General features: G+C 40.3%; 18 protein-coding genes. 3 read left to right on the top strand and 15 right to left on the bottom strand.

What is annotated here, in order from left to right; translation table 11 throughout:
- On the top strand, positions 1-201 hold a 201-nt coding region (locus tag H7T98_RS05940; RefSeq protein ID WP_155123928.1), incomplete at its 5' end, for an IS3 family transposase.
- A 54-nt stretch (positions 202-255) separates the two neighbouring features.
- Here the strand turns inward: H7T98_RS05940 and H7T98_RS05935 are convergent.
- From H7T98_RS05935 to leuS, 13 genes are all read right to left on the bottom strand, one after another.
- Complete coding sequence (locus H7T98_RS05935) at positions 256-699, bottom strand: DUF805 domain-containing protein (protein WP_201061475.1); 444 nt, start codon at positions 697-699, stop codon at positions 256-258.
- A gap of 15 nt (positions 700-714) precedes the next feature.
- A complete protein-coding gene (gene nadE / locus H7T98_RS05930) occupies positions 715-1536 on the bottom strand; it encodes an ammonia-dependent NAD(+) synthetase (protein WP_002886496.1) in 822 nt (273 codons plus the stop codon).
- Positions 1537-1547: 11 nt separating this feature from the next.
- Positions 1548-3002, bottom strand: coding sequence for a nicotinate phosphoribosyltransferase (locus H7T98_RS05925; RefSeq protein ID WP_037597395.1), 1455 nt, complete (start codon positions 3000-3002; stop codon positions 1548-1550).
- 184 nt (positions 3003-3186) lie between these two features.
- Positions 3187-4488, bottom strand: a complete 1302-nt coding sequence (locus tag H7T98_RS05920) for an ABC transporter permease (protein WP_129852175.1) — start codon at positions 4486-4488, stop codon at positions 3187-3189.
- On the bottom strand, positions 4457-5140 hold the full coding sequence (locus H7T98_RS05915; RefSeq protein WP_129852176.1) for an ABC transporter ATP-binding protein: 684 nt from the start codon (positions 5138-5140) through the stop codon (positions 4457-4459). The genes H7T98_RS05920 and H7T98_RS05915 overlap by 32 nt, the downstream gene beginning before the upstream one ends.
- A 211-nt stretch (positions 5141-5351) precedes the next feature.
- On the bottom strand, positions 5352-6062 hold the full coding sequence (locus H7T98_RS05910; RefSeq protein WP_201061473.1) for a MerR family transcriptional regulator: 711 nt from the start codon (positions 6060-6062) through the stop codon (positions 5352-5354).
- An 81-nt stretch (positions 6063-6143) separates the two neighbouring features.
- Positions 6144-6575: a DUF3021 family protein gene (locus H7T98_RS05905; RefSeq protein WP_118189624.1), complete on the bottom strand. Its 432-nt coding sequence runs from the start codon at positions 6573-6575 to the stop codon at positions 6144-6146.
- A 9-nt stretch (positions 6576-6584) separates the two neighbouring features.
- Positions 6585-7040 (bottom strand): LytTR family DNA-binding domain-containing protein, encoded by a 456-nt coding sequence (locus H7T98_RS05900; protein ID WP_002886486.1) that lies wholly within the window; start codon positions 7038-7040, stop codon positions 6585-6587.
- Between the two features lie 18 nt (positions 7041-7058).
- A complete protein-coding gene (locus tag H7T98_RS05895) occupies positions 7059-7901 on the bottom strand; it encodes an ABC transporter permease (RefSeq protein ID WP_201061472.1) in 843 nt (280 codons plus the stop codon).
- Positions 7901-8767, bottom strand: a complete 867-nt coding sequence (locus H7T98_RS05890) for an ATP-binding cassette domain-containing protein (protein ID WP_201061470.1) — start codon at positions 8765-8767, stop codon at positions 7901-7903. Before H7T98_RS05890 ends, H7T98_RS05895 begins: the two co-directional genes overlap by 1 nt.
- Before the next feature lie 237 nt (positions 8768-9004).
- Positions 9005-10234 carry an acyl-CoA thioesterase/BAAT N-terminal domain-containing protein gene (locus tag H7T98_RS05885; protein WP_201061468.1) on the bottom strand — a complete coding sequence of 410 codons (1230 nt, stop codon included), beginning with the start codon at positions 10232-10234 and terminating at the stop codon, positions 9005-9007.
- Positions 10235-10290: 56 nt separating this feature from the next.
- Positions 10291-10746: a MarR family winged helix-turn-helix transcriptional regulator gene (locus tag H7T98_RS05880; RefSeq protein ID WP_002883607.1), complete on the bottom strand. Its 456-nt coding sequence runs from the start codon at positions 10744-10746 to the stop codon at positions 10291-10293.
- A gap of 181 nt (positions 10747-10927) precedes the next feature.
- Positions 10928-13429 (bottom strand): leucine--tRNA ligase, encoded by a 2502-nt coding sequence (leuS, locus tag H7T98_RS05875; protein ID WP_201061466.1) that lies wholly within the window; start codon positions 13427-13429, stop codon positions 10928-10930.
- Between the two features lie 173 nt (positions 13430-13602).
- On the opposite strand from leuS, the gene H7T98_RS05870 reads away from it, so the two are divergent.
- Positions 13603-14370 carry a DeoR/GlpR family DNA-binding transcription regulator gene (locus H7T98_RS05870; protein WP_201061464.1) on the top strand — a complete coding sequence of 256 codons (768 nt, stop codon included), beginning with the start codon at positions 13603-13605 and terminating at the stop codon, positions 14368-14370.
- On the top strand, positions 14363-15172 hold the full coding sequence (locus tag H7T98_RS05865) for a Cof-type HAD-IIB family hydrolase (protein ID WP_022496569.1): 810 nt from the start codon (positions 14363-14365) through the stop codon (positions 15170-15172). The genes H7T98_RS05870 and H7T98_RS05865 overlap by 8 nt, the downstream gene beginning before the upstream one ends.
- 198 nt (positions 15173-15370) lie before the next feature.
- Here H7T98_RS05865 and H7T98_RS05860 read toward each other — a convergent pair whose 3' ends face one another.
- Positions 15371-15859: a phosphatase PAP2 family protein gene (locus tag H7T98_RS05860; RefSeq protein WP_201061462.1), complete on the bottom strand. Its 489-nt coding sequence runs from the start codon at positions 15857-15859 to the stop codon at positions 15371-15373.
- A gap of 130 nt (positions 15860-15989) precedes the next feature.
- Positions 15990-16529: a transcription termination/antitermination protein NusG gene (gene nusG / locus H7T98_RS05855; protein ID WP_002883644.1), complete on the bottom strand. Its 540-nt coding sequence runs from the start codon at positions 16527-16529 to the stop codon at positions 15990-15992.
- Between the last annotated feature and the right edge of the window lie 24 nt (positions 16530-16553).

Below are 16553 nucleotides of genomic sequence, written 5' to 3'. Positions count from 1 at the left end.
AGTCCAGACAACGGCATGATGGAATCCTTCTTTGGCATTCTTAAGTCTGAGATGTTTTATGGTTATGAGAAGACGTTTAAGTCAATTGAGCATTTGGAACAAGCTATTGTAGACTATATTAATTATTACAATAACAAACGCATTAAGATAAAACTAAAAGGACTTAGTCCTGTGCAATACAGAACTAAATCCTTTGCTTAAATTATTTGTCTAACTTTTTGGGGTCAGTACATTAAACCTAGGGGTACGACAATCTTATTCAACTTTATCAAACTGCGTTTCAGGTGCTAGTTTCGTTGGCTGACAAGACATGATTAGGAGGACAATGCTTCCAATCAATGAGAAGATAGCCAAGATTGGTACAAGCCCTATATAACTTAGAAGTACCCAAGCTGGATGAAAGCCTGCATCTCTCAAACGACGTATTTGTAGAGACAATTGAGGGATAAGTTCAATTAAGCTAAAAAGCATTAGTGGCCAAGCATAGGTGATAATTATTTTTTGCAGTTCAGTCGGATTATTCAACAAAGCTGGGTCACTAAGATCAACATTACTGAAGAAAGGAATAAGAACACAAAAAACAGTAAGAATAGTAATAATAATGACATTAACCAAGTAAGCCCACCAGTAGTCTGGACGAGTTGAACGGCCTCTAAAGTCAAAGGCACGCTTCCAAAAATCAATATAAGCTTTAATCATAACTCATTTCTCCTCTTATTTCCAAAAATCATCAAAAATGGTGATTGGCAAGTGACGTTTGTGTTGACCTTTACGCCACCAAGACTCAATCGTTTCCTGAGCTTTGGCTGAGACTTCCTTGCCTTCAAGGTAGTCATCAATTTCACGATAGGTCACTCCAAGTGCCACTTCATCAGCGATTCCTGGTTTGTCCTCTTCCAAGTCAGCTGTTGGCACTTTTTCATAAAGGGCCTTGTCCGCACCAAGTTCTGCAAGAAGGGCTGCACCTTGACGTTTGTTTAGACGAAAGAGTGGCAAAATATCCGCACCACCGTCACCAAATTTTGTGAAAAAGCCCGTAAGATTTTCAGCAGCATGGTCTGTCCCGATAACAGCTCCACTATTTTCACCAGCAACGGCATATTGGGTAATCATACGTTGACGGGCCTTGATATTTCCCTTATTGAAGTCAGAAACGGTGACACCTGCCTTGGCAAGTTCAGCAACCTGACCATCTACAGCTTCTTTGATATTAACCGCAAGACTCACATCTGGCTTGATAAAAGCAAGAGCACGTTGGGCATCATCTTCATCTGCTTGGACACCGTACGGTAAACGAATGGCGATAAACTGATAGTCTTTTCCTGTCTCTGCACGGAGCTCTTCAATCGCAAGTTGTGCCAGGCGGCCAGCCAATGTAGAATCTTGACCTCCTGAAATTCCCAAAACATATGTTTTAAGGAATGGATGTTTGAGCATGTAGGCCTTCAAAAAATCAACGGATTTTCGAATTTCTTCCTTTGGATCAATGCTAGGTTTAACGCCTAGTTGAGCAATAATAGTTTCTTGCAAAGTCATAATTTCTCCTTTTACTCTGACAGGTCATGAGCTTTCTTACGGACATTATCAATCAAGGTCATCTTGTTATCCCAGACATCTTTAGCCAAGTCAACTGGATAATCTTGAGGGTTAAGCACACGCTTGTACTCATTCCAAAGTTCGTCCAATTCCTTAGTCGCATAAGCCTTGATTTCATCAAGACTTGGTAAGTCATAGATCAGTTGCCCCTTGTCGTAGATTGGGACCAAGAGTGGCACTGCATCAAAATCACGAACAGTCTTATTGATGTAGGTATATGTTGGGTGGAACATATTAATTTCATCTAAAGCATTAACATCCGTATCTGCGAAAGTGATATAGTCACCTTCTGATTTGCCCTTAGCACGACTCGTAATACGCCAAACTTGCTTCTTACCTGGTGTTGAAACCTTCTCAGCATTATTGGACAATTTGATAGTATCATGCATGACTCCCTGATCATCCTCGATTGAAACAATCTTGTAGACAGCACCCAAGGCTGGTTGGTCATAGGCGGTGATAAGCTTAGTACCTACTCCCCAGACATCAATCTTGGCCTTTTGCATCTTCAAGTTGAGGATGGTGTTTTCGTCAAGGTCGTTTGAAGCATAGATCTTAGCATCAGGGAACCCGGCTGCATCCAGTTGCTTACGGACCTGCTTCGATAGATAAGCCAAGTCACCTGAATCAAGACGAACACCCAAGAAATTAATCTTATCACCTAGCTCTTTAGCGACACGGATAGCATTAGGAACACCAATCTTAAGGGTGTCATAGGTATCTACAAGGAATACACAGTCCTTATGAGTAGATGCATAGGCTTTAAAGGCGTCATAATCGTTGCCATAGGCTTGAACAAGAGCATGGGCATGAGTACCAGAAACTGGGATTCCAAAAATCTTGCCGGCACGTACATTTGACGTTGCATCAGCACCACCAATCACGGCTGCACGCGTTCCCCAGATTGCTGCATCCATCTCTTGTGCACGACGTGTTCCAAATTCCAACAGAGGAGCATCTTCAATGACAGAACGAATGCGAGCTGCCTTGGTAGCAATAAGAATCTGGTAATTGAGGATATTTAGCAAGGCAGTCTCTACAAGCTGGCACTGGGCCAAGGGACCTTCCACTTGGAAAATCGGTTCATTAGCAAATACTAAATCACCCTCAAGTGCTGAATTGATAGTCAACTCGAGTTTTAGGTTAGCTAGATAATCCAGAAAATCCTCAGGATAACCTAAATCTTTCAGATAAGCAATATCAGTTTCTGAGAAAGTCAGATTTTCAAGATAGTTGACAATACGCTCCAGACCTGCGAACACAGCAAAGCCATTTTTAAACGGAAGTTGACGGAAATAAACTTCGAAAACGGCCTTTTTATTGTGAATACCTTGGTTGAAGTAAACTTGCATCATATTGATTTGATACAAGTCTGTGTGCAAGGTTAAACTATCATCTTTATACATGGAACTCCTCCAATCGAATAGGTACTTCTTTTTTTGTTATTAATAGCCTGTATATGCTGACTATTATAGCATTTTTGAGCAATTGTCTCCACTTTTCAGAAAGTTAATTATTGTTTGGATTTTCAGATTTTTCTAATGCTTGTTTTGACAAAAAAGAGTAGCCTGAGGAGACTACTCTTCATTTCTATTCATATCTTAGGGACTCGACAGGGTCCATTTTACTGATTTTACGGGCTGGAAGGTAGGCTGACACATAGCCCATCAAGAGTGAGAAGCCAAACATGATGAGAATTGATGTCAGATTTAGGTCAAACACCTTGCTGACACTTGGGTAGAGATGTGAAACAATCATGTTGGCCAAGCTTCCAATACCCTGCGATACAAGGAGGGCAAGAGCTAGTGAGATACCCGTAATCCAAAGTGCCTCATAAACAAAGATAGCTTTCACGTCACGATTAAGGTAACCGACGGCCTTCATAACACCAATCTCTTTTGAGCGTTGCATGATGTTAATATAGATGATAATTCCAATCATGACAGCTGAAACTAGGATAGCTTGTGACGAAAGGATAATCAAGAGTGCTTGGATCACACGGATGAATTTAATAATGACATCTAGGATGGCCTGCTGTGAAAGAACCAGATACTTCTTGTTTTTCTGCAACTTTTTAGTGACTTCCTTAGTCTTGGCTGGATCCTTGAGCTCCAAAAGCATGTAAGAGACTGTTTTGGTAAAGCCATTTTCTTTGAGCAATTCTTCCAATTGTTTAGCTGGCAGATAGCTATTGCTCTCTTCAGCATCCTCGCTGTCATCAACAATACGGACAATCTTAGTCTTGATATCAGCTACTTTAGTTCCCTCAGAAGTATTTTCAACAATCTGAGCTGAAATTTCTTTACCGATAAAGTCTTTAGCCTTGAGCTTCTTCCCTGTTTCTTGGTTGTAGCGTTTGACAAAACTCATCGGAAGGGTTAAGCCCTTTTCATCTTCAGATTTAAAAGGCTTCCCAGCTGAAATTTTATCCTTATCATTGCGAGATGTAGAGATTTTTGTGTTCTTGTAGAGACTAATAACCTGAGAATAGTTAGGAAGGTCCTTGCTAAAATCCATGGTCTTGCCATCAAGGGTAAGACTTGCCATGTTCATTCCAAAGGGACTCTCCAAATACTTAATGTCATCACTCTTAATCTGGCTACGAATAAACTTCTCGTCATCCGCATTTAGAACCCCTCTGGCTGCTGATTTAGCACTAAGACTGATCTGAATTTGGGATGGAATATTGCCACCATCGGTACTATCATTAATCATACCAACAATAGCATTTCCCAAACCAAAGGAAATCAAGACACCGATAAAACCAATGGAAGTTGCCGTCGCAATCAAAAGATTACGCCACTTACGTTCCATAAAGTTGCTCAATGACAATTTCAGTTTATTCTTGAGGGTCAACCCCTTATTTTTCGATTGTTTCAACGACTTCACCATCCTTCATTTTAATGACAATATCCGCATAATCCGCCACTTCAGGGTTATGGGTTACGATAATCACAGTTTTACCTGCCTCGGCTAGCTCTTTAAAAATGTCGAGAACATTTTCCTGAGACTGAGAATCAAGAGAACCTGTCGGTTCATCAGCCACAATCATTTCCGGATTATTGACTAGGGCACGGGCAATGGCCACACGTTGTTTTTGCCCACCAGAAAGCTGCTTAACATTTTTCTTGATAAAGTCTCCGATTCCAAGACGGCTAAGCTCCCTCTCCGCAATCTCGGCCATCTCTTTATCAGTCATATTTTTAACGTAAAGAGGCATCTTGACATTTTCAAGTACTGATTGATGAGAGATAAGATTGAAATTTTGAAAGACAAAGCCAATGTGAGCCTTTCTAAAATAGGTCAAGTCACGCTCTGAAAAATCTCGCATGTTTTGATTTTTGAAATAAAGATTTCCTTGATACTGACTATCCAAGCCACTAATAATACTAAGCAGACTGGTCTTACCACAGCCAGATGGACCGTAGATAGCAGTGATCTTTCCTGGTGCAATCTCAAGCGTAACATCGTTCAAAGCGCGCTCTTGATTCGTACCGTCGAGATTATAGTACTTTGAGATGTGGTCGATGGTTAAAATGGACATGATTCCCTCCGTAAATTTGGTTTAGGTTAGAATTTGATTAGTTTCTATCTGATTATCTGCAATAAAATTTCAAGCAAAATAACAGAAACAGTTAACTAATCACCTTCTAAAACGATACATTAATTATAAACATTAAGTGATTATAAAAATAGTGACATAAATGTCACTATGGCATGAAAAAAGCCAAAGTCTTATAGACTTTGGCCTTAGTTTATTGACAATAAATACGAATAGCTTCTGCGAGAAAGGCGGCAGTCCCTGCTCCTCCGACTTTATCAATAAAATTAGAGAAGCGATTATCTGTTTGATACATCTGACCTAGACCAGCTAATACCGTTTGGTCACATGGATAAAAATGCTGACTAATATAGTCTTGTAACGCCTTTACTTGCTTCTGAACACTATCATCACCAGGATTATACTCCTTGAGCTGTCCAAAGGTAGACATGATTGTAGTCATCTCTTTTGTAACTTCAGGGAAGGACTCCTCTTCCTTAGCCGCAAAAGCTTGATAAGCTTCTGTCTGACCCCATCTAGCCTGAGCTTCTTCCTGAAAGGCTTCTACAGCTTTTTGATCAAATGCTTCAAATGACATTTCTTCTTCCTCCATTTGTAAGGCCTTAGCATGCGCTATGACAGCTTCCAAACGGGACTTTTTCAGCTCTAAGAGCTTAATCTGATCCCTAAGCGCCTGAACTTTATCATAACCTAGTTGACCTACGATTTCCTTAATTTTTTTGAGAGGAAAGTCTAACTCACGGTAAAGCAATATTTCTTGCAAACGGACAACCGCATCGCGATTATAGTAACGGTAACCATTTTCAGCCACAACCGACGGTTTCAGCAAATCAATTTCGTCATAATAATGAAGGGTGCGCACACTGACACCTGATAGTTGGCTCACTTCTTTTACAGATTTCATTAGAACTCCTCTCTGATTAAGAGTATAGGGTATGACGTGGCGTGAGGGTCAAGAGGAAAAAGAGTATTTTTTTGAAGTTTACTATAATTTCTTACTTTTCTTTTTCTGGCTTCGATGATGTAATAAAGCTTGATTAATACGCTGTGTTCTCATATGCATTTGCCAAATGAGATAAAGCCAGATAATACTATAAACGGAAATGAAAATAATCCAGATAGCAGGGTTCGTTAAAGCCTCATACCAGCCTGATATTAAACAAGTCCCTATCAGTACAATCGTCGTCAACAAGAAATGCAAGATTATTCTAAGCCTATACGATATGCGGTCAAGCTCTTCCAAAATCCACGAGAGCATTCCCATTAAACCGCTCATCATAAAGAGGGCTAAAATATTTCCTACATTAACTTTGGGATAGATAAGCTGCGGAAATAATTGACCAAGTAAAAGGAGTGCGAGGTAAAAGAACGATCCCGTTCTCACGCCGGATACAAAATAAGCAATTAAACGTTTCATTGGTTCCTCCTACACCCCTAAATAATCCATCAAAGATTTGACATATTTTCGGCTGACACTGGACTTAACTCCACCTGTCATTTTAGCCATCATATTGCCAGAAAAACTATCCGATAGTGATTCCAAATGATCTATATTCATAACAGCATGACGTGATATCTGTAAAAAACTTCGACGATTGATGCGATGCTGAAAGTTTGTCAGTGTCTCTCTCATCGTATAGGTATTGTTTACGGTATAAATCGTTAACACATTCTTATCAATCTCAGCTAGGATAATGTCATCAATTTTTACCATAACCAAATGATCATCCGTTTTAATAGGAATCACCACTTGATTTACAACTGAAAATTGTTCGAGATAATCCATTACCTCTCGTGCTTGATCAGACAATCGCTCTGCTTGGATGACCACACAGGGATCCTTTGCCGAAATATCTGATTTTTCTTCAAAACGAAGTTTCATTCCTATTCCAACTCTCACTTATTTTTTCTGGCTAGTTCTTTTCACTAAAACAATCCAAAGAATACTTGCTAGAAGAATACCTCCTAACACTATAAGGTAAGTATTTTCCTTTGTCAACAAACCCTGCCACTTGAGTTGAATACCCATTTTTTCTTGAAACTCTTGAAGAAGATTATCGTGACCTTTAAAGGTCTCACTTAATGTTTCTTTCATGAGTACTTGCCGATAAAGTGATGCAATATAAGTTGCTGGAGTACATTTCATTAGTAGTTGTGCAAAATCAGGTAAAACGCCCAAAGGTACATAAGTTCCTACCAAAAAACCAGAAGCTGTCCCCACTATGGTCGCAAACTTTCCAAGACTGTCTACGGATTGGAAAAAGTAAACAAAAATGGCATTCACTAAGCTAGAAAGCAGGCTACTAAGCAGCATAATGAGGAGAAGTTCGGGTAGTATGGATAATTTTGGAACTTCTCTAAAATAGCCACACATCAGCACACACATAAGGGCCTGCATGAAAAAAGAGATGATGATTGCGCTCGTTAGATACGAAAATGGTAACCGCCACTTTCCTTGATCCGATAAATAAAGATCCTGATCTACTTGATGTTCACGATCCTTTACTAGCTGAGTCAGGGCAGCCAGACTTGTCGTAATCCCTGTCACAGCCAGCGTCCCACTCATTAACCAATTATTTAACACAGGACCTCTATTGGGGAGCTGAGCCCAAGCATCTGTTAGATTTTTTTGAAGAAAAATAATATAGAGAACAAAGGAAATCAAGGCTCCCAACAGGGAGAAGAAAACTCCTGAACGATTCCTAAAATACAATAAAAAATTTCGCTTTAGTAAGGCTAGCATTAACGAACCTCCCTTCCTGTAAGTGCAATAAAGGCATCATCCATGGTCCCTGGACGAAACTCAAAATGGGCTATTCTATCTCTAACTTGTGCCAGGTAATCAATGGCTTCCCTTTCACTCTCAGGTTGAAAAACATACTCCAGTTGACTTTGTTGCTCTACTGACATTCCCGAAGTTTTAAGACTTTCTATCTGCTCTATCTCCTTGAAACGAATCTTCAAGATGTTTTTTGCATACTGACTCTTAATATCCAATGCCGATCCCTGAGCAATTACTTTCCCATGGTCCACAATATAAATCTGATCAGCTTCATCTGCTTCGTCAAGATAATGCGTGGTCAGTACAACGGTCATTCCCTCTTCTCTCTGCAATTGATAGAGCAAATCCCAAATAGACTTCCGAGTTTGGATATCCAGACCTGTCGTTGGTTCATCTAAGAACAGAATATCTGGTTGTGAGAGCAAAGCACGTGCAATGTCAACCCGACGCTTTTGGCCACCTGAAAGCGTCCCATATTTCTGCTTTTGAAAAGCTGATAGCCCTAGCCGACCAATGAGACTAGATACACGATTGGGTTTCAAGCCTTTATACTGTCTCGCACGGATGGTCAGATTTTCCCTAACCGTCAGCATCTCATCTAAAACACTGGTTTGGAAGACCACACCAATTTTAGTCCCTGGTTCATAGATGATTTCACCTTGCGTTGGTTGTTTCAAACCAATCAACATGGAAATTGTCGTTGATTTCCCCGCCCCATTTGGTCCTAGAATCGCATTGAAAGTCCCTCTTTTGAATTGTAATTGAATATTATCAACAGCAAGGTGGTTCCCATACCGTTTGCTTATATTTTTAGCTTGTAATATCATGTTCTCTCTCCTTTTTGACAATATCAGTCTAGCAAAAAAGCCGTTATAAAAACGACTTTTGGGGATAAACGGTCAAAATGAGGGTCCAAGTGGTGAGATGGAAGAGATAAACTGTATCTTCTGAAAAATCAAGTATTACAATAAAAAGCCAACTTCCATATTTAATTGCCGATAAAAAATAACACAAAAAGTAGGAATGAACTATCTTTTAATTTTATCCTCATAAAGTTTCTAGTATCACTTCTTCAAATGCCTATCAAAAAAATGAATCGTAGCCAACCAAGAATCCTTGCACTCTTTCATCAGTAAACGCCAATCTTTTCGATAGCGATAATTGGGTTGATAAGCTACTGTCAACATGTGACCTGTTTCATGGTATTTTTTAAATGTAATGTGGTGTCCTTTATAATGTGAAACAATATCATCAATTGCTGACGAGGTATCCCATATTTCATCAACAGTACTTCCGAGCAATAAGATTGGTGAATACATTTGACCAATATCTATCCTAGCAGAGCAATCTTTAGGGAAGGATTTTTTTAAAAGTTTGCTGAACAGATAATCTCTAAGTCGAAACTTTTGATAGGGAAGTTCTTTTTGCAAATACGTCCAAGAAGAAGTATGAGAGTTCCATTTCCCTTTTATCCCTTCATACACCACATCAGAGGGTGAATTTAGTACCAAACATTGAACGTCATTAAAAATGCTCTCCTCAGCTAAAACTAACTCTGCTCCCTTAGAACGTCCATAGAGTCCAATTTTTTCACTATCTAATCGAGGATGCTGACGTAGATAATCCTTTGCTTCCACAAGGCACTCTAAAGGAATACGTTCCAAATGTTTTGGCAACCCCTCTAAACCAAAGTAGGCAACTGCTAGGCAAATATAACCTCTAGAAGATAGAAGCTGAGCTATATTCTGTGCCTTTTCAATCCTTCCTTCACTACCGCTCACAATAATCAATGCTGGTGCTTTTATTGCCTTTTTATCATAAAAGAGTCTCCCTTGAAAATGTTTCCCGTAAATATCTTGATGACTAATTTGCGAACTCATGTAATGTCTTGTGAAAGTTCTCTCTGCGACGACAGTATTACCTTGTATAATTTTGATTTCCACAGAAAAGTGATCTAATAAGGGAATTTTAGAAAGAGAGTTTGGAAGTTTCTTTTTCCTATTGGTCAAAGGTTTGGCATTAAAGAATAACCCCATTGTTGCAATATCTTCATAAGAGCCAGAACAAGATGGAGTTTGTGAAATATCAATAATACCATTCTTATCTGATACAAAAGTCGCTGCTGATTTCCATAAAACATCATGAGCTAAAAGCATGGGAGCATTGATACAATAATAATCGGATAAATACATTTCGACTCGATAGGTTTCTCTTGGTTTTAATCCATCGATGACAATATTAAAAGATTCGTCTGCTAAATCAGACTCTGAGATCAGTTCAATTTTTATATTCATATCTTCCTCTTTTTGTTAATGCAATTAACAATATATTTTTAAAATTACCGTGATTTTTACCACGGTAATTCTTGCCATACCTGTTCAACATCATCCATCAATTTCATAACCATTTGAAGATCCTCCTCACTATAGTTTTTTAAAACTGAAAAAATGGCTGTCTCAATATGTTCTTGTTGCTCTTTATGAATGTTAAAAACGTCAACCCCTTTTTGGGATAATATCAGATATTTATTTTTTTCATTATCCGGTGCAAATTCAAAAGAAACGAGGTCTTTCTTGATTAAACGTCTAACACTCTGAGTAATGGCACTCCTAGAGACTTCAAGTAACTCAGATAATTTCACTAGATTCACAGGCTGATTGCGACCTATTAGGTCAATCAAATGGACTTCATTAATAGTGATTGATTTATCAATACTGTTCCTATGCTGAGCCTTTTTCAACTGTTCAAAAGCTAAAGCAAAGCTGTTAAAACGATTATTAAACTTATGCAGTTCTTTCTTATTCATAGTGTCTCTCTTTTGTTAATGATATTAACAAAACCACTATTTCTTGTCAAGCCGAACCTAAAAAATCCTCCAGAACTAAGCTCCGAAGGATTTATTTTTATTTCACAACAATATTAACGAGTTTATTAGGCTCAAACAGTTTGGGAAACTGTTTGATGTTGGAAATGAACAAATAAATTGGTTATTTTACAACAATATTAACGAGTTTATTTGGTACCGCAATCACTTTCACAATTTCCTTGCCATCAATCTCTGCTTTGACTTTTTCATTAGCAAGAGCGACTTCTTGCAACTCTTCGCGTGAAAGATCTTTTGCGACCATGAGTTTGGCACGGACTTTACCTTTGATTTGAACGACGATTTCGATTTCGTCTTCAACCAATTTGCTTTCATCCCATGTTGGCCAAGCTACATAAGAGATAGACTCACCTGTTTCTGCGACTGTTTGCCAGAGTTCTTCCGCCAAGTGAGGCGCAAATGGGGCGATCAATTGGATAAAGCCTTTGGCGTAATCCACATAGAGTTTATCTTCCTTGTTGGCAGCATTGACAAAGACCATGAGTTGGGCAATGGCTGTGTTGAATTTCATAGACTCGATTTGCTCAGTAACAGATTTAACGGTTTCGTTATAAACCTTGTCAAGAGCGCCATTGTTTTCCTCAACGATTTCTTTACTTGTAATCAAACGGTAAACACGGTCAAGGAATTTACGGCTTCCTTCCAGACCTTCTTCAGACCAAGCGATTGAAGCATCGAGTGGTCCCATGAACATTTCATAGACACGAAGGGTATCAGCACCGTATTGTTCCACCACATCGTCTGGGTTGACAACGTTCTTGAGGGATTTAGACATCTTGGCTGGTGCTTGCTCCAACTCTTCCCCTGTTTCCACATGGAAGAAGGAACCGTCACGTTTTTCAACCTTATCAGTCGCCACGAGAGCACCACGGTGGTCACGGTAGCTTGTTCCCAAGATCATTCCTTGGTTAAAGAGTTTTTGGAATGGCTCCTTAGTAGGTACAACACCAAGGTCATAGAGGAACTTGTGCCAGAAACGAGCGTAAAGCAAGTGGAGCACGGCGTGTTCTGCACCACCCACATAAATATCGACTGGCAACCATTGTTTAAGAAGGTCCTCATCAGCCAATTTTTCTGTATTATGTGGATCGATATAACGGAGGTAGTACCAGCTTGAACCTGCCCATTGTGGCATAGTATTCGTCTCACGACGACCTTTGACGCCATCTTCACGAGTCACTTCCAGCCAGTCTGTCAAGTTAGCCAATGGGCTTTCACCAGTACCTGAAGGGCGAATGTCCTTGGTTACTGGCAAGACAAGTGGGAGTTCACTTTCTGGAACAGCTGTTGAAGTGCCATCTTCCCAATGAATGATTGGGATTGGTTCACCCCAGTAACGTTGACGGCTAAAGAGCCAGTCACGAAGACGGTAAGTGATTTTTTCTTGACCAAAGCCTTTTTCTTCTAGCCAAGCCACGATTTTAGCAATCGCTTCTTCTTTGTTGAGACCGTTCAAGAAGTCAGAGTTGACGTGAAGGCCATCTTCTGTGTAAGCAGCTTCTTCAACGTTTCCACCTTCCAAGACTTCTACGATTGGAAGGTCAAACTGTTTTGCAAATTCCCAGTCACGCTCATCGTGGGCAGGTACGGCCATAACGGCACCTGTTCCGTAGCTGGCAAGAACATAGTCCGCAATCCAGATTGGGATTTCTTTACCATTGACAGGGTTGATGGCATAAGCACCAGTCCAAACCCCTGTTTTTTCCTTGGCAAGGTCTGTACGAGCCAAGTCTGATTTAAGGCTGGCTTGATGTTTGTAATCAGCTACAGCCTCAGCTTGTTCAGGTGTTGTGATGGCATCTACCAAGTCATGTTCAGGCGCCAAAACAGTGAAGGTCGCACCAAAAAGAGTATCTGGACGAGTCGTAAAGACGGTGAATTCCTTGTCTGTTCCTTTCACCTTGAAAGTGACATTGGCACCAGTTGATTTTCCAATCCAGTTGCGTTGCATGTCCTTGATAGACTCTGGCCAGTCAAGGTCATCCAAGTCATTGAGCAAGCGCTCAGCATAGGCAGTGATTTTGAGCATCCATTGACGCATTGGTTTACGAACAACTGGGTAGCCACCACGCTCAGATGTTCCATCTGGAAGGACTTCTTCATTGGCGATAGCTGTTCCTAGTTCCTCAACCCAGTTTACTGGTACTTCCGCTTCATAAGCCAAACCTTTTTCGTAAAGCTTGGTGAAAATCCACTGTGTCCACTTGTAGTAATTTGGATCTGTTGTGTTGACTTCACGGTCCCAGTCGTAAGAGAAGCCAAGTGCGTTGATTTGACGTTTGAAGTTGGCAATATTTTCCGCTGTGAAGTCAGCTGGATCATTACCAGTATCCATAGCGTATTGCTCTGCAGGCAAACCAAAAGCATCCCATCCCATTGGGTGAAGGACATTATAGCCTTGGGCACGTTTGTAACGGCTGAGGATATCTGTTGCAGTATAACCTTCTGGGTGTCCTACGTGCAGACCTGCTCCAGATGGGTAAGGGAACATATCAAGCGCATAAAACTTAGGTTTTGAAGCATCTGTTCCTGTCTTAAACGTGTGATGGTCAGCCCAGTATTTTTGCCACTTGGGCTCGATTTCTTTATGATTGTAAAAACTCATGGTCTCTCTCCAATATTCGTAATGCTTCTATTATAGCATTTTTGAGGGATTTTTAAAGATGGTAAGGGAAGTTTAAGAGACGAATTGACCCTGGTTTAGTTTGCGTTTTTTTGCATTTTTGTTTACAAAAAAAGCAAAAAGATGCTATACTAGTATCAGAAAGCAGGTGACTCATGTATCAGGAGCAACGATTAGAGAAAATATTAACACTCCTGGAAGAGAGGGGAAACCTATCTGTCAAGGAAATGGTCGATGAATTAGGAGTTTCCAAAGACACTGTCAGAAGAGATTTCGACTGTCTCAGCCAGAGGAATCTGGCTCAGCGTACCCATGGTGGCATTCTTCCAGTAAAAAATACCACTGTTCTTGGCTTCCAAGAACGTCAGAAAGGACTCACTGAAGACAAGAAAAAAATGGCAGACCTAGCGCTTATCTTGGTCAAAGACCAAGCTCTACTCTTCTTCGATGTCTCTACCCTGATGCTTGAAGTTTCACAAAAATTGACTAAGAAGATCACTGTCTACTCCCACTCTTTGGACAACGCCTTGGTCCTAAGTGGCAAAGAAGGAATCGACTTTCATCTCTTGGGAGGAAGATTTTACAGCAAAAACCGCTTCTACTATTCGCTTCACGAAACTCAGCTCTTGCAACATCTACAGTTTGACTTAGCCTTCTTCGGAGCGGCTAGTCTCAGTCAAGGAGTGGTCAGCTATGAAGATGAAGAAGACGTTGCTGTCAAACAACTGGCCATGCAAGCTGCTAGAACCAAGATTCTTATTGCTGAATCTGATAAATATGAAAAGCACTCCAAATATATCTTGAGCAAAATTGAAGACTTTGACTACTGGATTACAGATAAAGAACCTGATCCTGATTTGATCGAGTCTCTTAAAGATAAAGTAACGATTTTATACGATGGAAAGGATAGCGATTATGAGTAATATTCGTTTGATTATCAGTGACATTGATGGCACTATTCTCACTAGTAACCACCAGGTGGATGAGCAACTGATTGAGGTAATGCCAGAGCTTGAAAAGGCAAATATTCCCTTTGTTTTAGCTTCTGCCCGTTCGCCACTAGGGATGCAACCAATTGCTCATAAACTGGGACTTCATGACAATCCCATCGCTTGCTACAACGGGGCCTTAGTACTTGAGGGGGATCGTACTATCATCCAACACCCTGTGGATAAAGCTGAAATCCAAGACCTCCTTAACTACTTATCCACAGATTATCAAAGTGTCTCTGTGAATATCTACTCTGGCAAGGACTGGATCACCAACGAACTAGACAAATGGTCTCAGTTGGAAGGAAGTATCACGGGTGAATCTCCTATCATTAAGGAACTGCAAGACACGGTCTCAGACTCAGAACCACCTATCCACAAGCTATTGTTGATTGATGACCCTGAAGTTATCCAGGACCTCCACCAAAAACTCCTAAGTATGGATTTTCCACAGACAGCCTTCTACTTATCTAAAGATAACTACCTTGAAGTCACTGCCAAACATGTTTCTAAAGAACATGCTCTCCTTGAGCTTGCCAAATATTATGACCTTCCTCTTGAACAAGTCATGACCATCGGAGATAACTTCAACGATAGTCCTATGCTAGCTCTAGCTGGCCTAGGAATTGCTATGGGCAATGCACCTGAAGGGGTTAAGGAAACTGCAAACTTAGTAACTGCTTCAAATGATGAGCATGGTGTCGCTCAAGCTATTAGAAAACATGTCCTAAACTAAGCTAATATCTAATGGTGGGAACAACCTTTAATCGCCAACTCGAATTTTAGAACACATCTTATAACTAAGATAACATTTGGGGTGGGAACAGCCCTTAATTGCCAACTCGAATTTTAGAACAAAAGGAAAGGTGCCCTAGAGGTGCCTTTCCTTTTTCAACGAAAAAAGCCTTCCTCTCTCGAAGAAGACCCAAATTTTCTAAAGATAAAGAAGGAGACCTATAAGAATCCCAATGACATAGCCTGCCAAAACATCACTAGGATAGTGAACACCACCTAGCACACGCAAAAGAGCTAGAGCGCCCGCCAGAAAAAGCATAGTCCCACCTAGCCAGGGGTTAAGCGTCAGTGCCAACATAGCAATGACAGTCGCTGAGAAAACATGCCGACTGGGAAAGGACTTGCCTAGACTGTCCTTCTTAATAAGGGGCTGAATCTCCCAGGTCTGGTATGGACGTGGTCGGTTATAAAGGCTACGACCAAGAGAAAGAAGGAAAAAGCCTCCCCCCATAATAAGCACCGTCGTAGAGAGAACAAACCAACCATTCCTTAGCCAAACCCAAATAAGAAATATAGGAAAAAGCAGGTAAAAAGTCCTAGTTATAAGCTTGTTCAACCTTTCTAAAACCTTAGCGTAAGAACGCAAAGGAGCGCTAATCCTATCGTAAAATCGTTTGTAATTCATCATCATCCGTTAGAAAAAAAGGGAGTGACACAGAACTAAATTTCAAAAATCTAGCTTCTAGCCTCTCCCCTCAAGTTTAATGAGATAGTCTTCCAAGGTTGAAGTCTCTTAGCCCAACCTCTTTTTGTCTATCTTAAAGTTCAGCGATTTGGTAAAGTTCAAGTTCAGCAGCTGTTTCTGAACCAAACATATTAATCATGATTTTAACCTTGTTGTTTTCAATTTCTACAACACGGCCTTCTTGACCCATAAAGGCACCATCGATGATTTGAACCACATCACCAACCTTGATATTAGTATCAAAAACATCAACTGTTTGACCCATTGAAATCAAGATTTGACGGATTTCTTCTTCCAAAAGTGGTGTTGGTTTAGAACGGTTACCGTGAGAACCAACGAAACCAGTAACGTTTGGAGTGTTACGAACAACGAACCATGCTTCGTCTGTCATTACCATCTCAACGAGAACATAACCAGGGAAGCGGTTTTCTTCTACTTCTTTGACCTTACCATTTTTCTCAACATTAACAGTTTGAGTTGGGATTTCAACACGCAAGATATTTTCAAGCATGTTATAAGTTTGGGCACGTTGCAAAAGGTTTTCTTTAACTTTGTTTTCGTATCCTGAATAGGTTTGAAGGACGAACCAGCCCTTGTCGAATGAATCTAGCATTTTAGGATTCCTTTCTTTTTTCTA

Origin of the sequence: Streptococcus sp. 23.2 (assembly GCF_016648665.1) — a bacterium.
Classification (GTDB): Bacteria; Bacillota; Bacilli; order Lactobacillales; family Streptococcaceae; genus Streptococcus; species Streptococcus salivarius_E.
Note: the sequence above shows the minus strand (reverse complement) of the source record. Positions and strands in the feature narration are given on the sequence as shown.

Bases quoted from the DNA above. Each gene is read 5' to 3' on its own strand.
- H7T98_RS05895 (WP_201061472.1), bottom strand. From the start codon at position 7,901: ATGCTAGCCTTACTAAAGCGAAATTTTTTATTGTATTTTAGGAATCGT.
- H7T98_RS05925 (WP_037597395.1), bottom strand. From the start codon at position 3,002: ATGTATAAAGATGATAGTTTAACCTTGCACACAGACTTGTATCAAATC.
- H7T98_RS05910 (WP_201061473.1), bottom strand. From the start codon at position 6,062: ATGAAATCTGTAAAAGAAGTGAGCCAACTATCAGGTGTCAGTGTGCGC.
- H7T98_RS05880 (WP_002883607.1), bottom strand. From the start codon at position 10,746: ATGAATAAGAAAGAACTGCATAAGTTTAATAATCGTTTTAACAGCTTT.
- H7T98_RS05870 (WP_201061464.1), top strand. From the start codon at position 13,603: ATGTATCAGGAGCAACGATTAGAGAAAATATTAACACTCCTGGAAGAG.
- nusG (WP_002883644.1), bottom strand. From the start codon at position 16,529: ATGCTAGATTCATTCGACAAGGGCTGGTTCGTCCTTCAAACCTATTCA.
- H7T98_RS05935 (WP_201061475.1), bottom strand. From the start codon at position 699: ATGATTAAAGCTTATATTGATTTTTGGAAGCGTGCCTTTGACTTTAGA.
- nadE (WP_002886496.1), bottom strand. From the start codon at position 1,536: ATGACTTTGCAAGAAACTATTATTGCTCAACTAGGCGTTAAACCTAGC.
- H7T98_RS05920 (WP_129852175.1), bottom strand. From the start codon at position 4,488: ATGGTGAAGTCGTTGAAACAATCGAAAAATAAGGGGTTGACCCTCAAG.
- H7T98_RS05890 (WP_201061470.1), bottom strand. From the start codon at position 8,767: ATGATATTACAAGCTAAAAATATAAGCAAACGGTATGGGAACCACCTT.
- H7T98_RS05865 (WP_022496569.1), top strand. From the start codon at position 14,363: ATGAGTAATATTCGTTTGATTATCAGTGACATTGATGGCACTATTCTC.
- H7T98_RS05915 (WP_129852176.1), bottom strand. From the start codon at position 5,140: ATGTCCATTTTAACCATCGACCACATCTCAAAGTACTATAATCTCGAC.
- H7T98_RS05885 (WP_201061468.1), bottom strand. From the start codon at position 10,234: ATGAATATAAAAATTGAACTGATCTCAGAGTCTGATTTAGCAGACGAA.
- leuS (WP_201061466.1), bottom strand. From the start codon at position 13,429: ATGAGTTTTTACAATCATAAAGAAATCGAGCCCAAGTGGCAAAAATAC.
- H7T98_RS05860 (WP_201061462.1), bottom strand. From the start codon at position 15,859: ATGATGAATTACAAACGATTTTACGATAGGATTAGCGCTCCTTTGCGT.
- H7T98_RS05905 (WP_118189624.1), bottom strand. From the start codon at position 6,575: ATGAAACGTTTAATTGCTTATTTTGTATCCGGCGTGAGAACGGGATCG.
- H7T98_RS05900 (WP_002886486.1), bottom strand. From the start codon at position 7,040: ATGAAACTTCGTTTTGAAGAAAAATCAGATATTTCGGCAAAGGATCCC.